Below are 20503 nucleotides of genomic sequence, written 5' to 3'. Positions count from 1 at the left end.
ACCAGATCCTCGCATCGGTCAAGCGTTTCTGCCAGAAGACAATGAACCGAACTTCAGATTCAGGTGACTAGGGAAAATAAAGGTTGATTGAGAGCAGCCGGAGTTCCCTTCAGCGTCCGGCTTAGGCCGGAATAATCAAAGTCGGTGAGCCTTGGATTTTTCGAATGGAGCCGATGTTTGCAATCTGTATTTCAGTGCCAGCTACGAATTGACGCGATCCGCTCAGCTTAGAATGAGACAAATAATCGGCCGCTCACTGAGCGGCGAGAAATCAAGTCGCGTCAGGTTGCCTCGTTGGCTTCTAGTCAAACGCTAGACACGGAGACTGGCATGCAGAGAAATTCCATCCCCCGCGTTCGTGCTCATGGCGACGCTTTCTCCATCGGAGTCGCCCTCGGGCGGGCCACGGCTGCGGGTTTCCGTGAACGTGTCATGCGCACAGAGGAGTATAACGCCTTAAGCGGGCGTTGGTGTGGTTCCGACTACCTTAAGGCGCTTGAATCAGCTGCCCGTGCTTCCTACCCCCGATACGTGCGCGAGATCGAAGGAATTGCTGTCGGCGCTGAGCAGGATTTCGATTCAGTTTTCCTGTGGAACTGCCGGGGCGACCTTCGACTGCCCGAACACGTCTCGCCGACAACAAAGGCTATCGCCGCTACCGGCTGTACATCGCTTCTTGTTCCCGCTCAGCAAGGTCGGCCAGCGGTTGTTGCCCACAACGACGATGGCGCCGCAGAGTTCAATGGAGCATGCGTGTGGGTCGACGCCGAGCCTGACGATGGCTTGAATTGGAGCAGCTTCATGTACCCGGCCATGTTGCCAGGCCACACATTTGGGGCTAACGGCGCCGGATTGGTTCAGACCGTTAATAACATCAGTTCGCACGATCTGAAGGTTGGCGTGCCTCGACAGATTATCTGCCGCGCCATTCTCGACGCAAAAGGAATGGATGACGCGGTCGAAATCCTGCGCCGCAAGGACCGCGCCAGCGGCTACCATCACAATTTGGGTGAGGCTGCGACGGGCAGGCTGGTCTCTGTTGAGGCGCCCGCATCTGGCTGCGCCGTTCGAGAGGTTGACACCGCACGAGCCCATGCAAACCATCTCATCTTCGAAGAGTTTCGTTCGCTCGACCAGAAGATTACGCTGTCGTCTCGCAATCGGCAGCAGACGGCAGACCGACTGATTGCCGAAGGCGCGCTAGATGTTGGTTCAGAGGGAGTGCTTTTCGATGAGACCGCACCGATCTATCGCGTGGATCGAGATTGCGATGACAAGATCGAGACGCTTGCCACCGGAATTTTCGAACTTTTCGAAGATCGTGTAGAATGGCAGGTGCACGCGACGCCCAAGGAGCGCAAAACCCTTTGTGGAACCATAGCGGTTCGCTAGCCCATGCTGGCAGCATTGGGCGGAAGGGCCTGCTCCAAAGGATGTCTTGATCACCCACAGCGTTCGCAAGGAAAAGTGCTCTGTCTGTCACGGCACACCATTAGAAAAGCTTTCCGCTCGGATCAAGCTGCAACGATGTTCTGCCGCGACTTGGTTTTAAGGCGCTTCTCAAGGGCGATCCTTCCTGCGCTGCAGGGTTGGTGATGGAAATATTTCAAAACGCGCGCTTTCGACGATGTAAGATTTCAGTCGATATCGGAGTTTGGCACAAATGGGTCGCCGTCATCGGGCATCTTGAAAGTCAAGCGCCATATGAAATTCCTGGTCCTTGAAAAGTTGCGACACGCACTCATCGAGTTCCGCGCCGAGGAACAGGAAGACCAATCAACTCGTGACGCGCCATCAAGACCGTCGAGTGAGACGAATCAAGAAAGGCTGATACCAAAATGCAAACCGTTGAGACTTTCCGAGATCTACAGGGCGAAGTCACTGAATGGCGGCGCTACCTCCATGAGAATCCGGAGCTTGACTTTCAGGAACACAACACAGCCAAGTTCGTGGCAGAAAAGCTGGCATCTTTCGGAATCAATCATATCGAAACGGGGATCGCCGAGACCGGTATTGTTGCCTTGATCCAGGGTGAAGGCGGAGATGGGCCGACAATCGGGCTTAGGGCAGACATGGATGCCTTACCGATCGTTGAAGCTTCTAACAAGCCCTGGTCATCTAGAAATCCAGGTGTCATGCATGCGTGTGGCCACGACGGTCATACGGCTATGCTGCTGGGTGCGGCGAAATACCTAGCGGCTACGCGCAAGTTCAAGGGCTCCGTCGCCTTGATTTTTCAGCCGGCTGAGGAGCCGGAATTCCCCACGGGCGGCTACAAGATGGTCCAGGAAGGGATCATGGACCGTTTCGGTATCTCTCAAGTCTATGGGATGCACACCGCACCGGGTATAGAGATCGGCAAATTCGCAATTTGTGACGGTCCGATTATGGGTTCGCAGGACGACTTTGACCTCGTTGTGAAGGGCAAGGGCGGCCATGCGTGCGCGCCGCATCGAACCGTCGATCCTGTTGTCATAGCGGCCCAAATTATTCTAGGCCTTCAGACCTTGGTCTCGCGTCAGACAGATCCAACAGCGGCGTTGGTAATCTCGGTCACCAAGCTGAAAGCGGCGCAGGCCTACAACGTCATACCTGATCAGGTTGAAATCGGCGGAACCGTCAGGACTCTTGCACCTGCCCTGCGAGATTTCGCCGAAAAAGAGATCTTGGCGTGCGCTCAAGGTATCGCGCGCGGGTTCGGCGCAGACGTCGAGTTCAGATATCTTCGATCCGTCCCGCCCACCGTCAACAATACAGAGGAAACCAATTTGTCGGTTCAGGCCGCCCTTAGTCTGGTCGGAGCCGAATCCGTGGACGATAAGATGCGGCCGAGGATCGGGGCGGAGGATTTCTCTTACATGCTTGAGGCGCGGCCGGGCGCTTTCATTTTCCTTGGCAATGGGCAGACCGCTTCAGTGCATCACCCCGCGTTCGATTTCGATGATGAAGCATTGCCCTACGGCATCGGCTACTGGGTGAACTTGGTTGAAACGGTTCTTCCTGCCTGAGGTTTAAGGGCCGACCAAGTATCAGTGGCGCTAAAGTATCCGCGGCGCCGCGGGAACGGACTCTGTTCTCCGCTTCCCTGCAATCGATGGTCTTGCCCGCTCCCTCCGTAATTTATTCATCCCTTCTCACTCCAAGGAGACGTTCCTGTGAGCTTTCGTATCCTCACCGGCGAGATCGAACACGAGGCAAACACTTTCAGTAAGGTGCCGACCACACTTGAAGGTTTCCGGGCTGGCGCCCTGCTATTGGGCGACGAGATCCCGGCGGCACGGCGGGGCACGCGCACCGCGCTGGGCGCGGCGTTCGAGGCGGCGGAGAAATTCGGCTGGACGCTTTCCCATCCGCTCGCCGCTAGGGCCACTCCTGGCGGCACGGTGACTAAGGAAGCATTCGAGCAGCTCTGCTCTTGGTTTCTTTCAGGCGCCGGAGGATGCGATGGTGCGCTGATTAATCTGCACGGTGCCATGGTTGCTGAAGGTTACGAGGACGCGGAAGGCGAAATCCTCAGCCGCTTGCGCAGTGTACTCGGGCCTGATGCGCCGATCGTCGTCACGCTCGACCTGCACGCCAACGTCACCGAAAAGATGGCAGCGAACGCCTCGGCGCTGATTGCCGTGCGCACTTACCCCCATATTGATTACTATGAACGCACCTGGCAGGGGGCCGAATTGGTGGATCGCTCCCTGCGCGGCGAGATCCGTCCCCGCACCGTCATCGCCAAGCGTCCGATGCTGGAAGGCCTGGATTACGGGCGTACCCAGGTTGGTCCGATGCGTGAACTGATCGACCGCGGCGAGGCGCTGGAAGCCGCTGGCAAGGCGCTCGTGGTGAGCGTCTGCGCCGGGTTCTCTTGGAGCGACATCTCCGATGTCGGACCTAGTGTCACCGTCACCGCCGATGGCGACACCACCGAGGCGCAGCGCATCGCCGAGGGATTTATGGATCATGCGTGGGAGACACGTGCGTTCGTCTCCACCACAGACACAACGGTTAGCGTCGCCGAGGCCCTGGAACGCGCTAAAGCCGGGGAGGCTGGCGCCGACAAGCCATTGGTAATCGCGGATATGGGCGACAATCCCGGCGGCGGAGCTTACGGCGATACAACGGATCTGCTGCGCGCGATGATCGCAGCCGACCTCCAGAACGCCGCCTTCCATGCGATCTTCGATCCTGCGGCCGTACAGGCCGGGATCGCCATCGGCGTCGGTAACAAGGGCCGCATTCTGCTTGGTGGCAAGCACGCGCCCGAGATGGGTGGGGGGCCGCTCGAGGTCGAGGCGCAGATTGTCTCAATAACCGACGGCTGTTTTCGCTGCTACGGACCGTCGTTTCTTGGCGGAGGCGCATGGCGCAGCTTCGGGCCGAGCTTGATGCTGCGCGTGGGCGGCATCGAAATCGCGGTGATCTCGCGGCGGGAACAAACGGTCGACCTCGCCCAGCTCAGCTCTCTTGGCATCGATCCCTTTCACTGCGCGACCATCGCGCTGAAGTCCTACTATCATTTCCGCGCAGCATTCGAACCGATCGCGCGCGAGGTGATCAAGGTCGACGCTGGCGGGCTGGGATCCGCCGCTGGGCCCCGGACGTACCGCCATGTCCGACGCCCGATTTGGCCGCTCGACGATATCCAGCTCTAGTGGATGGAATCTAACACTTGGTGCCCACGTTTGACGGCAGCGATGATTTTGTCGGGATCGGCGGTCCAGGTGAAGGGTTTGGGGTTGTGGTTGTGCTCGGCGAGGAAGCGGTTGATGGCCGCCTGCAGGTCGACGACTGAATGAAAGACGAGCGCTTGAGGCCTCCCTCGACGGCGTTGAGCCACGAGCACGACGTGGGAGTGACGTGGAATGTGAAGCGCGCTGATGGCCGCTGAGCCAGGCACGCACCTTCGGGTGCTTATGGGCAGCGTAGTTGTCGAGGATAACGTGGACGGTTTTGTCGGCCTCGGCGTCGATGGTGTTGAGAAAGCGAATGAACTCTTGATAGCGGTGACGCTGCATGTTTCTGGCGATGACGGTGCCGTCGAGCACGTTGAGGGCGGCAAACTGGGTGGTCGTGCCGTTGCGCTCGTAGTCGTGGGTCATGGTGCCGAGCCTGCCTTTCTTCATGGGCAGGCCGGGCTGGATGCGGTCGAGCGCCTGGATCTGGCTCTTCTCATCGACCGACAGCGTGATGGCATGGGCCGGCGGGTCGATATAAAGGCCGACGACATCGCGCAGTTTGTCGACGAAGTGCGGATCGTTGGAAACCTTGAACTGCCGCCAGCGATGCGGCTGCAGCCCGTGCGCCTGCCAGATGCGCCTGACCGCGCTGGCACTGATGGCGGCCGCTTGCGCCATCATGTCGGCGGTCCAGTGCGTGGTCTCGCCCGGCGGGTCTTGCAACGTCAGCGCCACCACGCGCTCGGCCACCTCGGGTCCGAGTGGCGGAATGCGCGAAGGCCGCGTCTTGTCGCGCAACAACCCCTCCAAGCCCTCCTCGGCGAAGCGCCCCTGCCAGCGCCACACACAGGTCTTCGACTTGCCGGTCTGGCGCATGATCTCGACGGTGCCGACGCCGTCGGCGGACAAAAGCACGATCTCGGCGCGCCGGACATACTTCTGCGAAGCGTTGCGATCCCTAATCAGCGCCGCCAGACGCTGGCGATCAATCGAAGAAACGGTGAGGGATATTCCTGTGCGCATGCTCCAGACTCCCATGTGCAATCCAGAAAGAGAATCCCGAGGCGTCGTTCCTTGGGGGTGGTCTGCATCGGAATCCACATGTCTTCGCGCTGGACGCCTGTTCAAGCGATGCTGTGTGGTGGGCGGAAATGACCGCTTATGCGGCAGGGGGAGGAACACATGATCAAATCCTTTGGCTCTAGAAGTGAACCTCACCAGGACGAGCTCTCAAGTTTGGTTGCAAAGGAAGTCCAGCGTGTTCTGGCTCAGTACGACCAGGTTATAAGGGCACACACTTTGATCCCCTCGCGCGTGGGGATTGGCAACAACGCTGCTACCGATCTGCTGTCGGCAACGGACCAACAAGCCATTCATGACGACCTGGCTTGCCTAGCCTCCGAATTTGTCCACCGGCTCGCAGCCGAGGCGGCGCGCCGTGTCGACGTTGGTGAGGCGCCTCCCTTCAGGGCACGAACCGAAGGCGGAAATAGACGCGTGGCCGCAGAAGCAGGAGATCAGCAATGCGATTCCATGCGGATTGAAGACTGGGCGGGTCAGGTCGCAGGGCCAACATATCTGGAAAAACGCTTCGGCATACCGCGATCAACATTGCATTGGTGGCAGCGGCATAATGACGTGATCGCATTGCGCAAAGGCGCTCGCAAGCATGTGTTCCCCCTGGCCCAGTTCATCGACGGTAGACCGGCGCCGGGGATACGACAAGTGCTCTCCTGGATCGCCAATCCCAGACTGGCATGGCTTTGGCTGATCTGCCCTTCGCCTCTTCTCGATGGTCGCATTCCCATGGAAATGCTCAGACAGGATTTGGCTGCCGAAGTTGTTTCAGCCGCACGAGGATTTTCCTCGATGAAGTCGCACTGACGAAACCAACTGCAAATTCAACGCACTGGCACTCGGTTCGCAGGGCGTCTGCCAAGCGGACACCTCGAAAACCTCCCCATCTCGGCGCATTTCTGATTCACTCGGCCGGTGATTTGGCGGGAGGAGACAGATGCGGGGATAGGCCGGGTTCTGGGCTCGGCGACAGGGTGCCGGACGCCAACGATGTGGCTGTTTCGCGAGCACCTGCCCCAGGCCCGGGCGGTGGAGAACCTGTTCGCCCGTTTCGACAAGCACCCATCAATCTCAACGACCAAATCCGAACCGATCGCCGCGCAGCAGGCCGTGCCAAACCTCACCGCGGCCCTACCGGTCTGCGAAATGCCGGTAGTTCGAGGCGTCCAAGTGGCATTGAGTGGGCACGCTCACTCCGTGCTGAATGCTGTAGATCGCAATTATGTGTGAGTTGTCTAGATTGAGTTAAATGTATAGTTCGTGCTAGACGTACAGTATATTGATGCATTTTTGTGACATCACTGGCTAATAACGCCGCACTTGACCTAATATATCTTGAACTAATCTAAATGATGGATAGCGTCAGACTGTGAGAAAGCAGCGCGACGCGCATCGTTTTTGAACGTGGGGAATGGGGAGGGGTGCTGTCCTCGCGAGGATAACCCTGCCTCTTATTTTTTTTGAGTGGAGATCAAAATGAACATCAAGAGCCTTCTTCTCGGCTCCGCTGCCGCCTTGGCCGCGGTCAGCGGCGCACGCGCGGCCGATGCCGTCACCGTCGCCGAGCCGGAGCCAGCTGAGTACGTCAAGATCTGCGACGTCTATGGCGCCGGCTATTTCTATATCCCTGGCACGGAAACCTGCCTGCGCATCGGTGGCTATATCCGCTGGGATGCATCGGCCGGTCAGGTAGGGTCGTTCGACGGTCGTCGCGCGGTCGACCATGAGGACGGCAGCATCAACGATACCTGGCACAAGAAGGCCCGCTTTTCGCTGAGGACCTGGACGGGTCAGGAAACGGAGCTCGGCACCCTGAAGACCTACACTGAAACCCGCTTCAACTATTCCGACGGCAGCAACAGCGGTTCGCTGAACTTTGCCTGGATCCAGCTTGGTGGGCTCCGCGTCGGTAAGGACGAATCGGCCTTCGATACGTTCATCGGCTACGCCGGCAACGTCATCAACGACACGATCGTTCCCTATGGCGACTTCGACACCAACGTCGTCCAGTACTACTTCGACGCCGGCAATGGTTTCTCGGCCGTGGTCTCGCTCGAAGAAGGCTCCGGCGTCGTCGGCACGATCGACAGCTACGTCCCGCATGTCGTCGGCGGTATCAAGTACACGCAGGGCTGGGGCGCCATCACCGGCGTCGTTGCCTATGACAGCAACTACGAAGAAGTGGCCGGCAAGGTTCGCTTGGACGTCAACGCCACCGACGAGATATCGCTGTTCATCATGGCCGGCTACGGCACCGACGACAACCTCACGGACCCAACCTACGCAATCCCGGCCGGCGGCCGCGGCTTCTACAAGCAGTGGGGCGGCAACTGGGCAGTTTGGGGTGGCGGCACCTACAAGTTCAACGAGAAGACAGCGTTCAACCTCCAGGTGTCGTATGATGAAGCCAAAGAATTTGGCCTTGCGGCGAACGTCGCGTACAAGATCGTCCCGGGCCTCACAATCACGGCCGAAGTTGACTGGGCGCATAACGACCACGACAGCAACGGTTACAACTGGACCGGCATCCCCGCAGGCAAGAGCAACGCAGTCGGCGGTTTCCTCCGCTTCCAGCGCTCGTTCTGAGGGAGCGAAGCATTTGTTCCATAGCGCCCGCGCATACGAATGCGTGCGCTATGCTTCCCCCTCCAGCCTGTGTTAGCGAAGCGGGATACCCAAAAAGGGCTCATCGGCGGCTCTTTCCAAAGCGCTTAGGTCCGCACCTCCGGGATCGAAGACTGCCGCCGATGCGAAGGGCGCCCTTGAGCAAGGTGCCCTTCATAACCATTCCCGCTGGTGTGATCGTATGCTAGGTATGATGAAAAGGGAGGAAGGTTAGGTTTAAGGCTGCCCCGCCTAGGTATGGCGACATCCGGCGCGCTCTAAGAGGAGGTTCATATGGCCCATCTCAGCATAGCGCACACCCCCGAAAGGGAATCCCAAATCGGACTCTTTTGTTAGGTAAAAACCACTAGAGCGGGATGAGATTAACCTCGGTCATATCCTGAGTTTGCGAAGTAGTTTGAGCATCGATCGGCGTGACGCTGTTGAGGATCTGGCCGATCGCCTGACAGACGGTTTCGACGCTGCGTCTTGCGGCCTTTCTGAGCCAGTGCTTGAGGTTGTCGAAGAGCTGTTCGATCCGATTGAGATCGGGGGAGTATTTGGGCAGGAAGAAGAGCCGTGCGCCGGCCTTGCGGAGGGCACGGCGCACAGCCTTGCCCTTATGACTGCCGAGATTGATGGGGTGGACGCCCCCCTCACGGCATCGCTGTGCCAAAGTGGTGTCGTTGATCATCACTCGAACGGAGGCGTCCATGTTGGAAGTTAACACAATCGGATTGGATCTGGCGAAGAACGTGTTCCAAGCGCACGGTTCGGATGCGTCGGGAGCTGTGCTGTTCAAGAAGAAGCTTCGCCGCGATCACGTACTTCGGTTTCTTGCTGCTCAACCAGCCAGGCACGGTTGCCATGGAAGCGTGCGCCGGCGGCCATTACTGGCGTGGGAGATTGCGAAGCTAGGGCACGATGTCCGGCTGATCGCTCCGGGATACGTGAAGCCTTTCGTGAAGCGGCAGAATAACGATGCCGCCGACGCTGAAGCAATCTGCGAAGCTGCGCAACGGCCCACCATGCGGTTCGTGGCGGTGAAGAGCGAAGATCAACAGGCGGCGGCTATGGTGTTTCGCGTTCGCGATCTTGTGGTGCGGCAGAGGACGCAGACCATCAATGCGATACGGGGCCATCTTGCCGAATTTGGGTTAGTGGCTGCGCAGGGCCTTTTCGACGTAGCCAAGCTTGTCGCAGAGATCGAGGACAAGGATTCTTCCATCCCCGAAGCCGCCCGCCCGATCCTGTCTCTGCTCGTCGAACAGCTCCGCTCCCTGGATGAGAGGGTGGCCGTGCTCGACCGCGAGATCGCCCGGCGTGCCAGGGAGGATGCGGAAGCCAGGCGATTGATGACCATTCCCGGCGTAGGACCGATCGACGGCGCTTGCTGCGCTGGCTCCATCGGCTACAACCTTCAAGAGAGGTCGACTTCAAAGCGTAAAGTGAGGCGCGTTCCAAGCACAATACAAGTCGATCTCGCGTGCGGCGCAGTTTGAGATTGCATCGCCAATCCGAACGTCGTCGAACTTTGTTCAGGGAAACGCGGCCGGCGACCCGTGATGCATTTGCGGAGTTTTGCGCGCGGTCGGCGAACGCTGCAGGCGAAGCGCCTTTGTTGATTGTTCACATCCGGGAAGGAGCCGCAAATATTTCAAATCGGTACCTCATCCGCTCTCCACGCGTCACGAATATCCTCATTTTGGCAGAATAATTGCGCATGGTGGTTCTAGGATTTTTGAGCGCTGGTAAACCTTGGCCGCCGCCTCAATCGGACGAGAGGGTTAGCTATAGTGTGACGCGGAAGTGACCGAGAAGCGCCACGAAATTCCGCATGAACAAGGGGAACGAAAAATGGGACTCTCACGTCGCAATCTCTTCAAGTTGGGCGCGGCTGCCGGAACTGCGCTTTCCTTTCCTTCCATTCTGAGAGCACAGGCAGCACCGACCGACGCGCGGACTGTGCGTATGTCGATGCTAGACCTCACGGTCTTCGATCCGATATTTACAACGAGTGATCCGACGCAAATTCATGGCCTTGCCATTTACGACACTCTTTTTGCGCTGGACTCTCAGTTGAAGTCGCAGCCCCAGATGGTAGGCAAATGGGGCGTTTCGGATGACAAGAAGACCTATACGTTCGAGCTCCGTGATGGGCTAGGTTGGCACGATGGCACGCCCGTCACTGCAGCGGACTGCGTGGCCTCGATCCGTCGATGGGGACAAGCCGGTGGGCAACTGCTCATGGAGCGAGCCAAGGACATCTCCAAGAAAGACGACAAAACCTTCAGCCTTGTGCTCAGGGAGTCCTTGGGGACCTTGATCGATATGCTCGGCAGAATTGCTGGGCCGGATCCGTTCATCATGCGGGAGAAGGACGCAAATCGCTCCCCAACCGAGCAGGTGACGACGCGTGTCGGATCGGGACCTTTCAAGTTCAACGAATCTCTTATGAAGCCAGGTTCAAGTTACACCTACGATCGCAATGAAAAGTACGTACCGCGCAATGAACCATCTAGCCGGTTAGCCGGCGGCAAGGTCGTCAACGTCGATCGCGTCATCTGGGAGACTATTTCCGATCAGCAAACTGCGATGGCGGCGTTGCAGGCGGGCGAAATTGATTTTCAGATGGCGCCGTCCGCTGACCTTTTTCCTGTTATCGAGAATGATCCCAATTTGGAGCTGCAAGTTCTCAACAACTCGGGCAACAACTTGTGTCTGCGCATGAACTTTCTGCAGAAGCCGTTCAATAATGTTAAAGCACGCCAGGCGATCCTTCACTTGATCGATCAGGATGCGTTTCTGCGGGTCACCGCTCCCGATCCCAGATTCAGCCGACCAGTCACGTCGATATTTGGAAACAGCACGCCCTATTCCAACGACGAGAACACCGGTTGGTTCAAAAAGGGAGGCGACCCCGAAAAAGCCAAGCAGCTCTTCCAGGAGGCAGGATATGCCGGTGAGAAGGTCGTCATTCTAGATCCAACCGACTGGCATGTGGGCGACGCGGCCTCGCAGCTTTTGGCGAACACGTTGCAGAAAATCGGCATCAATGTCGAACTCGCATCGAGCGACTGGGGCGGCATTGTCGCGCGGCGGGGCAATAAGGGCCCAGTTGAAAGCGGTGGCTGGAGCATCTTTATCACAGATGATCCGGATTTCGTTCAAGGTGATCCGGTTTCTGCGGTCTTCCCCAACGCCAGTGGCGACAAGGCCTGGTTCGGTTGGCCGAAGAATGATGAATATGAGGCGCTGCGAGCCAAATGGGCGGATGTGGGCACCGTTGATGAGCGCAAATCCCTGGCGCGCCAGATGCAACGGATTTGGTGGGACTTCGTCGGCGACGTCCGCCTCGGTCAGGTTGTCAGCCCGATCGCGCGGCGCAAAACGTTGACCGGCCTCATCGAAGTGCCCGCCATCCTCGTACCGTTTTGGAACATGCAGAAGGGCGCAGTCTAATGGCAGCCTATATCCTTCGCAGGATAGTTTCGACCATCGCCGTTATGGCGATGGTCGGGATGTTCGTCTTCCTGCTTCTCAGGCTGGCGCCGGGCGATCCCGCCGCCATCATCGCCGGCAAGTCGGCCACCGCAGAAATGATCGCCGGCATCCGCCAGCAGATGGGTTTGAACGATCCGATGCCGATTCAGTTCTTCCGTTGGGTGCGCGGCATGCTCGGCGGCGATTTCGGCACTTCGATCTTTGCGGGCCGGCCCGTTCTCGAGCTTATCTCGCAGCGGCTGGAACCGACTATTTCCATTTCAATTCTGACGATGATCGTTTCGGTATCGGTTGGGGTTACCATGGGTACACTTGCTGCGTGGCGGACCGGGGGCCTCGTCGATCGCCTCCTGATTGCATTGGCGACACTTGGCTTTTCGATGCCAGTTTTTGTGATCGGTTTCGTTCTCATCTACTTCTTCGCCATCACGACCCACTGGCTGCCGGTTCAGGGATATGTCCCAATTGACCAGGGCCCGGCATCCTGGCTTACACACTTGATCCTGCCGACAGTGACTTTGAGCATCCCCTATATTGCCTTCATTGCCCGGATTGCGCGGGCAAGCATGCTCGAAGTCCTCTCCGAAGATTATATGCGAACAGCCGCTGCAAAGGGCGCGTCCTCCTATGCCATGCTTTTCCACCACGCTCTGAAGAATGCGGGTGTCCCAATCTTGACCGTGACGGGCTTAAGTTTTGCTGGTCTGATCGGCGGTGTCGTCATTACCGAAACCGTATTCAACATACCAGGTATCGGTCGGTTGGTCGTCGATGCGATCAACAATCGGGATTACCCCATCATCCAGGGCGTGCTCATCCTCGTTTCGGGGTTGTACGTCATTATCAATCTTGCGGTCGACCTGTCTTACACCCTGGTCGACCCTCGGATCCGGTACTAATATGGCAATTCTCTCCGCACCGGTCGAGACAGTCCCAACGGGGCGCCTGCGACTATCTGAGCTTCCCCGCCTGGCAAGGCGGCACCCGCTGGTTGTCACAGGCGGTGGCCTCTTGGCGCTGCTAATCATTCTAGCACTTGCTGCCCCGCTTTACGCTGGCGATCCACTGAACATGGACCCATTCAAACGTCTTCAACCGCCTTCCGCGGAGGCATGGTTTGGTACCGATAATCTGGGCCGTGACGTGTTCGCGCGCACCATGTACGGCGCGCAGATTTCGCTTCTGGTGGGATTGATATCGGCGGCGTGTGCGGCTCTGGGCGGTCTTCTTATCGGTCTCATCGCCGGCTATGTCCGCACTTTTGACAACATCGTCATGCGGGTCATGGACGGGCTGATGTCAATACCGACGATTCTGTTGGCCATTGCCCTTATCTCTCTGACAGGGCCCGGAATCGGCATCCTCATTGTCGCCATTACGATACCTCAGATGCCGAGTGTCACGCGACTGGTTCGCTCTGTCGTTCTGAGTGTTCGCGATCGTCCTTATGTCGAAGCCGCCCTTTGCGGTGGGGCGCGCCTGCCGAAGGTGCTTTGGCGGCATATCCTGCCGAGCACAATCCCACCGTTGATGGTACAAAGCGCCATTGTCTGCGCAGATGCGATTCTGACGGAGGCCGGACTAAGCTTCCTGGGCGTGGGCGTGCCTCCCGACATTCCGAGCTGGGGCAACATGATCTCAAGCTCGCGCTTGTACCTTGCCATTTCCCCGATGACGGTTTTTGCCCCCGGCATCGGTCTTGCAATCACGGTCCTTGCTGTCAATCTCCTGGGGGACGGTCTGCGCGACCTGTTCGATCCGCGCGCGAAGCGGAGGCGCTGACATGCAGATGCATCAGACAGTAGGAAGCAAGGTTCTTCTTGACGTTAAAGACCTCGAAACGCACTTTTACGGCGAAGAAAGCGTTACGCGCGCGCTCGGCGGCATCAGCTTCCAAGTCAACAAGGGCGAAACTCTCGGCGTTGTTGGCGAGTCGGGATGCGGAAAAAGCGTTACAGCCCTTTCTATCCTTCGCCTGCTGCCAAGGCTGACGGCAAAGACTGTTGGTGGTGAAGTCCGCTTTCACGGACGCGACCTGCTCGGGCTTTCCGATCGGGAGATGCGGCAGATTCGCGGCCACCAAATCGCGATGATCTTCCAGGACCCGATGACCAGCCTGAACCCGGTCTATACGGTCGGGCGTCAGATTGCCGAGGCAGTGCAGATCCACACGAATGCGTCGCGCTCGGCAGCCATGGCAAAGGCCGAAGAGATGCTTCGCCTGGTGCGGATTGCCGATGCCGGTCGACGGGTTTACAACTATCCCCATGAAATGTCCGGTGGCATGCGCCAGCGCGCCATGATCGCGATGGCCCTTGCCTGTTCGCCGGAACTGCTGATTGCCGACGAGCCAACCACTGCGCTTGACGTCACGATCCAAGCCCAAATTTTGCAGTTAATCGTCGATCTGAAAGAGCGGACGGGAACGGCCGCGATGTTCATCACGCATGATCTGGGTGTTGTGGCCGAGACATGCCAACGCGTGATCGTCATGTATGCGGGCAGAATCGTCGAGCAGGCGACGGTCAACGAACTCTTCGCGCGCCCCGCACACCCATACACCAAGGCTTTGATGCGCTCGGTTCCGGATCGGCGGCGAGGTCGTCAGAGCCGTCTTCCAGAAATTCCCGGCATTGTGCCGAGCTTGCGCGAGCCCATTGTCGGCTGCAGCTTCGCGCCCCGATGCCCATTCGCAATCGACATCTGCCGCGAGAAGACGCCTAGCCTACGTGACGTCGTCCCCGGTCACACAGCGGCCTGCTGGCGTTCTGAGGAGGTTATCAAGGCATGAGTGGTCCGTTGCTGAAAGTCGAGAAGCTGACCAAACATTATCCGCTTGGCGCCGGCTTGCTGAAGAGGACCATTCCGGTTGTACGGGCTGTGGAGGATGTGTCCTTTTCCGTCGAAGCTGGCGAGACGATTTGCATTGTTGGCGAATCCGGCTGTGGTAAATCGACGGTCGCTCGGCTATTAATGCGCCTCACAGAGCCAACACACGGCCGGGTTCTGATCGACGGGACCGATATAGCGAGCCTAAAGAAGGACGCGCTCCGGACGTTTCGCCGTCGGATGCAAATGGTCTTCCAAGATCCCTATTCGTCGCTGAACCCGCGACTCACTGCCGGTCAGATCATCACCGAGCCGGTTGAGAATTTTGAGCGATTGAGCAGCAAGCAGCGCAATGCACTTGCCGCGGACCTTCTAAAGAAGGTTGGAATGTCACCCGAGATGATGCACAGGCTGCCGTCCGAGATGTCGGGCGGCCAACGGCAACGGCTCGGCATTGCCCGAGCGCTTTCTCTCCAGCCCTCGCTCATCATCGCTGACGAAGCAGTCTCAGCCCTTGACGTGTCGGTGCAAGCACAGATCTTGAATCTGCTCGTGGACCTACAGCAGCAGATGGGTATCGCCTTCGTGTTCATCTCACACGACCTTGGTGTCGTTCAGCACATCGGCCATCGCGTAGCGGTCATGTATCTGGGACGGATTGTGGAACTCGCGCCGTGTGAGGCTCTCTTTGCCAAGCCGGTCCATCCCTATACCGAGGGACTGATCGCCGCAGCGCCGGTGCCTGACCCAACCAGGGTTCGGCTGGAGGCGCCCGTCGAAGGGGAAGTGCCAAGCCCGGTCAACCCGCCAAGCGGTTGCGCGTTCCACCCCCGTTGTCCGCTCGCGATCGAGCGTTGCCGCATCGATGTTCCGCCTCTGGTTCCAATGGCAGATGGACGTCTTGTGGCCTGCCACGTGCGCGCCCCAGCAACAAATCTCGCGGCACAGGCAATCGATGCTTCAACGTCAAATGGGCTTGCCTCTTTTGCTCCCACTGCAGGGGCAAAGGCCTAAATGTTTTCGCTGTTTTAACGAGGAAACCACATGGAAAGACACTCGCACGAGAACCCACCCGATAGGGTCGAACAGGATGACAGCTTTGATACAGTCGGTTCAATCGAAACGAACGTTGAAGATGGATTCACGATGGCTGCAGTCGGCGACCTTCTGTACGCGCGGCCGGTTACCACCGGCCATCATCCGGGGTTCAGCCACCTCGTCGAGCTCCTTCATGAGGCCGATATAACCTTCGGAAACCTGGAAACAAACATCCTGGATCGATCACTCCGGGGAAACCCACAGGGTGAGTACGGCGGAGCCTATTGCATCAGCGCCCCGGAATTGGGGCCTGATTTGAAGGCAATGGGCTTCAACATGTTGAGCCGTGCCAACAACCACACGCTGGACTGGGGCGTTGAGGGCATGCGCGAGACGAGCCGTGTTCTGGACGAGAATGGCATTGTCCACGCAGGTGCAGGAGAAAATCTTTCGCAGGCTGGAGCGGCCCGCTTCAAGGAAAGCCCTCGGGGCTGTGCGGCATTGCTATCCGTGGCAACCACATTCTCGCGTATGTCTCGTGCTTGCGATCCGGCTGGTGAAGCACCTGGCAGACCGGGACTGAATGGACTTCGATTGACGAAGAGCATCGTGGTGCCGCCGGAAATGCTTCAGGATCTAAAGCGGATCCGTGAAGTTTTGCCCGGCGATCGGCCTACAGAACAAAAGCCGGACTTGGTCGTGCTCGGCGGGGCAAGATACAAGGCGGGCGACAAACCCGGCTACAGCTATGAGCCTGATCCGCGTGACATCCACAACATTCTCCGAAATGTTCGCCGCGGCAAGCAGATCTCGGATTTCTGCATCGTTACGAACCACGGGCACGAGCCTGGCGAATGGAGCCTCGAACCGGCTGATTACGAACAATCATTTGCACGCCGCACTATCGACGCCGGAGCAGACGCGTACATCGTGCATGGACCACACGTTCTACGCGGCATCGAGATCTACAAAGGAAGGCCAATCCTCTACAGCCTCGGCAACTTCTTCTGCCAAGACCTCAGGACGCCGGTAGGGGCCGACATGTACGATGTATACGACAAGGATCCGCGGATTACCACGGACGCCGAGGTGACGATTGACGAAGTGGCAAAGGGGTATCCGACCGCGGAAGGGCTTCTTGGGGCTCAGTCCGGCCCTTCATTCTATGAGAGCGTCGTGGCAGTTAGTCGCTTCGAGCGCAACCAGCTCGCAGAACTGAAGTTATATCCTGTCGAGCTTCGCCGGTTGAACAGATTTGCAAACCGCGGTGTTCCGCGCCTCGCTGAGGGCGAGCACGGAAAATCCATTCTGGAGCGGGTTCAAAGGCTCTCGGAGCCCTTTGGCACACGTATCAAGATCGAGAATAATATCGGACTGATACGCCTGTAGGACCGGGTACGCCTCACAAAAATTGACCTCGATTGTAGTTCCTCGAACGTAACGTCGCACGCTGTCACTAAGCGAGACGTGCGGCGGAACACCATTCGAAAGACTAGCAGATTTCTATATCGAGCTAGTTTATCAGGAACAGTTCCAGCCCTCCGGCGAAGCTATCATTCTACGTGATATTTTGAAGTGTCCATTGCGTGCGGCGGCCTAAATTGAGGTTTTTCTACGCTTCCAAGATGCGACTTTGAGTACATGGCCGATGTTTGGAACGTCAGATCAATATCCTGACGATCTAGAGCAAAGAAAATCGATGTCCGGAGTGACGATAATGGCAATCACGCAGACCAAAACTATTGAGCAGTCACTGACAATCGAACCGCACCACGTCGACCGTCGTCGCTATCCCGAGGGCGTCGCCTTTATGGACGGCCAATATTTGCCGATGTCAGAGGCGAAGATTTCAGTCCTCGACTGGGGCTTCCTGCATTCCGACGCGACATATGACACGGTGCACGTGTGGGAAGGACGCTTCTTTCGCCTCAACTTGCACCTCGATCGCTTCTGGGGTGGAATGCAGCGGCTAAGAATGAAACTTCCCTACGACCGCGAGGAAGTCACGAAAATTCTTCACAATTGCGTAGCGCTCTCCGGCCACCAATCCGCGTACGTGGAGATGATATGTACGCGGGGTTCTTCTCCTACCTTCAGCCGCGACCCTCGGCAGGCGGAAAATCGTTTTATTGCCTTCGCCGTGCCGTACGGATCGGTCGCCAACAAGGAGCAGCTCGACCGCGGCTTAAATGTTGCAATCAGCGAAACCGTTAGAATTCCCCCGAAATCGATCGATCCGTCCATTAAGAATTATCACTGGCTGGATCTCGTAAAGGGGTTGTTCGACGCTTACGATCAAGGTGGAGAGAGCGCTCTAATCCTCGACACCAATGGCAACATTGCGGAAGGCCCTGGTTTCAATGTCTTCATCGTGAAAGGTGGTTCGCTACAGACGCCGGCCTTCGGGGTGCTCCCCGGAATTACTCGCCATAGTGTCTTCGACCTTGCAAAGGAAATTGGGTTGCCAGCTGAGGCAGTAGACGTGTCGCGCGCGGAACTATCTGAGGCAGATGAAATCTTCATTACCTCGACCGCGGGCGGTATCATGCCGGTGACAAAAATCAACGGTTTGCCGGTTGCCGACGGCTTGGTTGGCCCAGTTACTCGCCGTTTGATGGATTTGTACTGGAAAAAACATAGTGATCCTATCTGGTCCACTGCAATAGATTATCGTTCACAGCAGTAGCAGACGGTATGACTGGGTCGTTTACCTCTTATCTTCGTTCGGAGCTTTCTCAGCTTCAGCAAACGGGGCTCTTTAAGTCCGAGCGACTGATAATCTCTCCACAATCAGCGACAGTCTCGATGGGCGACGGCGGCACCTTATTGAATTTCTGCGCCAACAACTATCTGGGGCTGACCGACAACGAGGAGCTTCGAGTTGCCGCCAAAGCGGCGCTCGACCGTTACGGTTACGGTATGGCTTCTGTTCGTTTCATCTGCGGTACTCAGGAAGAACACAAGCAACTCGAAGCGCGAATATCAAACTTCCTTGGTATGGAGGACGCGATCCTCTACTCATCCTGTTTCGACGCCAATACCGGTCTCTTCGAAACGCTGCTTAGCGAGGAAGATGCCATCATATCGGATGCGCTCAATCATGCGTCGATCATCAATGGAATTAGACTGTCGAAGGCTCAGAGGTTTCGCTACGCTAACAATAATATGGATGCGCTTGAGGAGGAGCTAAAGAAGGCGAAGGCTTGTCGCTTTAAGCTAATTGTCACCGATGGCGTTTTTTCGATGGATGGGACCATCGCTAATCTGAACGGCATCTGTGACTTGGCTGAGAAGTACGGAGCCATGGTCATGGTGGACGACAGTCATGCAATTGGATTTTTAGGTAAGAGCGGTCGAGGGTCGGCGGAATATTGTGGTGTCGAAGGGCGCGTCGATATTGTTACCGGAACGCTTGGAAAGGCCCTGGGTGGGGCCTCCGGCGGATATACAGCCGGTAAGCGCGAAGTGGTCAGTTGGCTCCGGCAGCGTTCCCGTCCTTATTTGTTTTCAAACACGCTGATGCCGGCAATTGCGGCGGCGTCCCTCAAGGCCCTGGACATCGTTGAGAAAGGCCATGCGCTGCGAGAGCAGCTGTTCGCGAACGCCAGGTATTTCCGTTCCAGCATGAGAGAAGCGGGTTTCAAGTTGGCCGGCGCAGACCATCCGATTATCCCGGTGATGGTCGGCGATGCTGTCCTTGCCCAGCGGATGGCGGAGAGGATGGTTAAGAAGGGAATTTTTGTGACCGGTTTTTGCTTTCCCGTTGTCCCAAAGGGACAAGCGCGGATTCGCACGCAAATCTCTGCAGCACATTCCGTCGCTGACATTGATCGAGCGGTGCTTGCCTTTAATGAAAGCGGCAAAGAACTTGGGATTATCTCCTAAGTGTTTCTCCTCCGGTACGGTCTTGCCGGAGGGGTACAATGAGAGGGAACGGACCTATACAAGTACACGCGGCTCGAATTTGACACGGTCTAATGCGATCATGCTTTTGAACTTTCGAACGTTTGGGTTCGTGTAAAGCTTGGTTTTTACGAACACGTCGAGTGCTTCCACGTCTTCTACTGCGACGATCAAGACGAAATCAGCGTCGCCCGTTACCACGTAGCATTGAGTGACCTCTTTAGCCGCTCGCATAGCGCGTTTGAATTCGTCTACAAGGTCCAAACGCTCGCGTTCGAGTTCAACCGTAAGGACGACGGTCAAGGATTTCCCAAGCGCCTTAGGGTCGACCAATGAGATATCCGCCGTGATGACACCGTCACTGCGCAACTTGTTAACCCGCCGCATGCACGAGGCGGCAGAAGAGCCGGCGATCTCGGCCAACTCCGTGAGAGAGATCCGGTTATTCTTTTGAAGTGCGGTGAGAATGCGACGATCTAGGTCATCCAACAACGGTGTTCTCCTGGAAATAATTCATCAAGATCGCATGCGACCAGCGCTGTAGCATTTCACACCACGGTAGCTCATGACGTTAAATTGCAAAATGGCATGTGAAATGCTGGGATCATTCCAGAAGTGGTCTCGCACGTATGGGAGATCAAGCGGATCTTCGCCGGGCGAATTTTAGCGCCTCGTCGATCGATATTCTTTCGCCAGATGAGATCTGTCCGTGCGATGTTTACGGTTTAGAGGCTTCCACGTTTTGATGGCAGCGTAGCCGGCATTGGCGAAGTAGTTTTTGCATTCGGGAGGCTCGATCATTGCGAGTTCCAACTGCTGGATTTCCCGCTCGATCTTTTCCGAGGACTTGCCGAAGACCTGTTTCTTCAGCTTGGCGA

The 20503-nt window shown here is 57.3% G+C and carries 16 protein-coding genes and 3 pseudogenes; 15 read left to right on the top strand and 4 right to left on the bottom strand.

The window, feature by feature from the left end; all coding sequences use genetic code 11:
- The first annotated feature begins 330 nt into the window (after positions 1–330).
- The 3 genes from RFN30_RS31600 (at position 331) to RFN30_RS31590 (ending at position 4646) form a co-directional block, all read left to right on the top strand.
- Positions 331–1392 carry a C45 family autoproteolytic acyltransferase/hydrolase gene (locus RFN30_RS31600; protein ID WP_320265886.1) on the top strand — a complete coding sequence of 354 codons (1062 nt, stop codon included), beginning with the start codon at positions 331–333 and terminating at the stop codon, positions 1390–1392.
- 446 nt (positions 1393–1838) lie between these two features.
- Complete coding sequence (locus RFN30_RS31595; protein ID WP_320265885.1) at positions 1839–3008, top strand: M20 aminoacylase family protein; 1170 nt, start codon at positions 1839–1841, stop codon at positions 3006–3008.
- Between the two features lie 147 nt (positions 3009–3155).
- The gene (locus RFN30_RS31590) at positions 3156–4646 is read left to right on the top strand and encodes a M81 family metallopeptidase (RefSeq protein WP_320265884.1); all 1491 of its coding nucleotides are present in this window, start codon (positions 3156–3158) and stop codon (positions 4644–4646) included.
- Here the strand turns inward: RFN30_RS31590 and RFN30_RS31585 are convergent.
- Positions 4643–5693, bottom strand: a pseudogene (locus RFN30_RS31585) (IS630 family transposase). The gene RFN30_RS31590 and the pseudogene RFN30_RS31585 overlap by 4 nt on opposite strands.
- Positions 5694–5852: 159 nt before the next feature.
- Here RFN30_RS31585 and RFN30_RS31580 point away from each other — a divergent pair.
- The 3 genes from RFN30_RS31580 to RFN30_RS31570 all read left to right on the top strand — a co-directional run bounded on the left by RFN30_RS31580 (position 5853) and on the right by RFN30_RS31570 (position 8333).
- Positions 5853–6554 (top strand): antitoxin Xre/MbcA/ParS-like domain-containing protein, encoded by a 702-nt coding sequence (locus RFN30_RS31580; RefSeq protein WP_320265883.1) that lies wholly within the window; start codon positions 5853–5855, stop codon positions 6552–6554.
- Between the two features lie 183 nt (positions 6555–6737).
- A complete protein-coding gene (locus RFN30_RS31575; RefSeq protein WP_320265882.1) occupies positions 6738–6977 on the top strand; it encodes a hypothetical protein in 240 nt (79 codons plus the stop codon).
- A 246-nt stretch (positions 6978–7223) separates the two neighbouring features.
- The gene (locus RFN30_RS31570) at positions 7224–8333 is read left to right on the top strand and encodes a porin (RefSeq protein ID WP_320265881.1); all 1110 of its coding nucleotides are present in this window, start codon (positions 7224–7226) and stop codon (positions 8331–8333) included.
- Between the two features lie 401 nt (positions 8334–8734).
- On the opposite strand, the pseudogene RFN30_RS31565 reads toward RFN30_RS31570, so the two are convergent.
- Positions 8735–8988: pseudogene (locus RFN30_RS31565) on the bottom strand (transposase); the annotation flags it as partial.
- Positions 8989–9064: 76 nt separating this feature from the next.
- On the opposite strand from RFN30_RS31565, the gene RFN30_RS31560 reads away from it, so the two are divergent.
- The 9 genes from RFN30_RS31560 (at position 9065) to RFN30_RS31520 (ending at position 19607) form a co-directional block, all read left to right on the top strand.
- On the top strand, positions 9065–9853 hold the full coding sequence (locus RFN30_RS31560; protein WP_320265880.1) for an IS110 family RNA-guided transposase: 789 nt from the start codon (positions 9065–9067) through the stop codon (positions 9851–9853).
- Between the two features lie 355 nt (positions 9854–10208).
- Positions 10209–11813 (top strand): ABC transporter substrate-binding protein, encoded by a 1605-nt coding sequence (locus RFN30_RS31555; protein ID WP_320265887.1) that lies wholly within the window; start codon positions 10209–10211, stop codon positions 11811–11813.
- On the top strand, positions 11813–12754 hold the full coding sequence (locus RFN30_RS31550; protein ID WP_320265879.1) for an ABC transporter permease: 942 nt from the start codon (positions 11813–11815) through the stop codon (positions 12752–12754). The genes RFN30_RS31555 and RFN30_RS31550 overlap by 1 nt, the downstream gene beginning before the upstream one ends.
- A 1-nt stretch (position 12755) precedes the next feature.
- Positions 12756–13637 carry an ABC transporter permease gene (locus RFN30_RS31545; protein ID WP_320265878.1) on the top strand — a complete coding sequence of 294 codons (882 nt, stop codon included), beginning with the start codon at positions 12756–12758 and terminating at the stop codon, positions 13635–13637.
- A 1-nt stretch (position 13638) separates the two neighbouring features.
- Positions 13639–14646 carry an ABC transporter ATP-binding protein gene (locus RFN30_RS31540; RefSeq protein ID WP_320265877.1) on the top strand — a complete coding sequence of 336 codons (1008 nt, stop codon included), beginning with the start codon at positions 13639–13641 and terminating at the stop codon, positions 14644–14646.
- Complete coding sequence (locus RFN30_RS31535) at positions 14643–15698, top strand: ABC transporter ATP-binding protein (protein ID WP_320265876.1); 1056 nt, start codon at positions 14643–14645, stop codon at positions 15696–15698. The genes RFN30_RS31540 and RFN30_RS31535 overlap by 4 nt, the downstream gene beginning before the upstream one ends.
- A gap of 30 nt (positions 15699–15728) precedes the next feature.
- Positions 15729–17111, top strand: coding sequence for a CapA family protein (locus RFN30_RS31530; RefSeq protein WP_320265875.1), 1383 nt, complete (start codon positions 15729–15731; stop codon positions 17109–17111).
- Between the two features lie 328 nt (positions 17112–17439).
- Complete coding sequence (locus RFN30_RS31525; RefSeq protein ID WP_320265874.1) at positions 17440–18408, top strand: aminotransferase class IV; 969 nt, start codon at positions 17440–17442, stop codon at positions 18406–18408.
- Positions 18409–18416: 8 nt separating this feature from the next.
- Positions 18417–19607 carry a glycine C-acetyltransferase gene (locus RFN30_RS31520; RefSeq protein WP_320265873.1) on the top strand — a complete coding sequence of 397 codons (1191 nt, stop codon included), beginning with the start codon at positions 18417–18419 and terminating at the stop codon, positions 19605–19607.
- A 54-nt stretch (positions 19608–19661) separates the two neighbouring features.
- Here RFN30_RS31520 and RFN30_RS31515 read toward each other — a convergent pair whose 3' ends face one another.
- Both RFN30_RS31515 and RFN30_RS32495 read right to left on the bottom strand, forming a co-directional pair.
- Positions 19662–20114, bottom strand: coding sequence for an Lrp/AsnC family transcriptional regulator (locus RFN30_RS31515; protein WP_320265872.1), 453 nt, complete (start codon positions 20112–20114; stop codon positions 19662–19664).
- A gap of 309 nt (positions 20115–20423) precedes the next feature.
- Positions 20424–20503, bottom strand: a pseudogene (locus tag RFN30_RS32495) (IS66 family transposase); the annotation flags it as partial.

Source organism: Mesorhizobium dulcispinae, from assembly GCF_033977345.1.
In the GTDB taxonomy this organism is placed as follows: Bacteria; Pseudomonadota; Alphaproteobacteria; order Rhizobiales; family Rhizobiaceae; genus Mesorhizobium; species Mesorhizobium dulcispinae.
This window is presented reverse-complemented; position numbering and strand designations above follow the sequence as displayed.

What these genes read in the sequence shown, in the direction of transcription:
- RFN30_RS31600 (WP_320265886.1), top strand. Translation starts at nt 331, where the DNA reads ATGCAGAGAAATTCCATCCCCCGCGTTCGTGCTCATGGCGACGCTTTC.
- RFN30_RS31595 (WP_320265885.1), top strand. Translation starts at nt 1,839, where the DNA reads ATGCAAACCGTTGAGACTTTCCGAGATCTACAGGGCGAAGTCACTGAA.
- RFN30_RS31580 (WP_320265883.1), top strand. Translation starts at nt 5,853, where the DNA reads ATGATCAAATCCTTTGGCTCTAGAAGTGAACCTCACCAGGACGAGCTC.
- RFN30_RS31575 (WP_320265882.1), top strand. Translation starts at nt 6,738, where the DNA reads ATGTGGCTGTTTCGCGAGCACCTGCCCCAGGCCCGGGCGGTGGAGAAC.
- RFN30_RS31570 (WP_320265881.1), top strand. Translation starts at nt 7,224, where the DNA reads ATGAACATCAAGAGCCTTCTTCTCGGCTCCGCTGCCGCCTTGGCCGCG.
- RFN30_RS31560 (WP_320265880.1), top strand. Translation starts at nt 9,065, where the DNA reads ATGTTGGAAGTTAACACAATCGGATTGGATCTGGCGAAGAACGTGTTC.
- RFN30_RS31555 (WP_320265887.1), top strand. Translation starts at nt 10,209, where the DNA reads ATGGGACTCTCACGTCGCAATCTCTTCAAGTTGGGCGCGGCTGCCGGA.
- RFN30_RS31550 (WP_320265879.1), top strand. Translation starts at nt 11,813, where the DNA reads ATGGCAGCCTATATCCTTCGCAGGATAGTTTCGACCATCGCCGTTATG.
- RFN30_RS31545 (WP_320265878.1), top strand. Translation starts at nt 12,756, where the DNA reads ATGGCAATTCTCTCCGCACCGGTCGAGACAGTCCCAACGGGGCGCCTG.
- RFN30_RS31540 (WP_320265877.1), top strand. Translation starts at nt 13,639, where the DNA reads ATGCAGATGCATCAGACAGTAGGAAGCAAGGTTCTTCTTGACGTTAAA.
- RFN30_RS31535 (WP_320265876.1), top strand. Translation starts at nt 14,643, where the DNA reads ATGAGTGGTCCGTTGCTGAAAGTCGAGAAGCTGACCAAACATTATCCG.
- RFN30_RS31530 (WP_320265875.1), top strand. Translation starts at nt 15,729, where the DNA reads ATGGAAAGACACTCGCACGAGAACCCACCCGATAGGGTCGAACAGGAT.
- RFN30_RS31525 (WP_320265874.1), top strand. Translation starts at nt 17,440, where the DNA reads ATGGCAATCACGCAGACCAAAACTATTGAGCAGTCACTGACAATCGAA.
- RFN30_RS31520 (WP_320265873.1), top strand. Translation starts at nt 18,417, where the DNA reads ATGACTGGGTCGTTTACCTCTTATCTTCGTTCGGAGCTTTCTCAGCTT.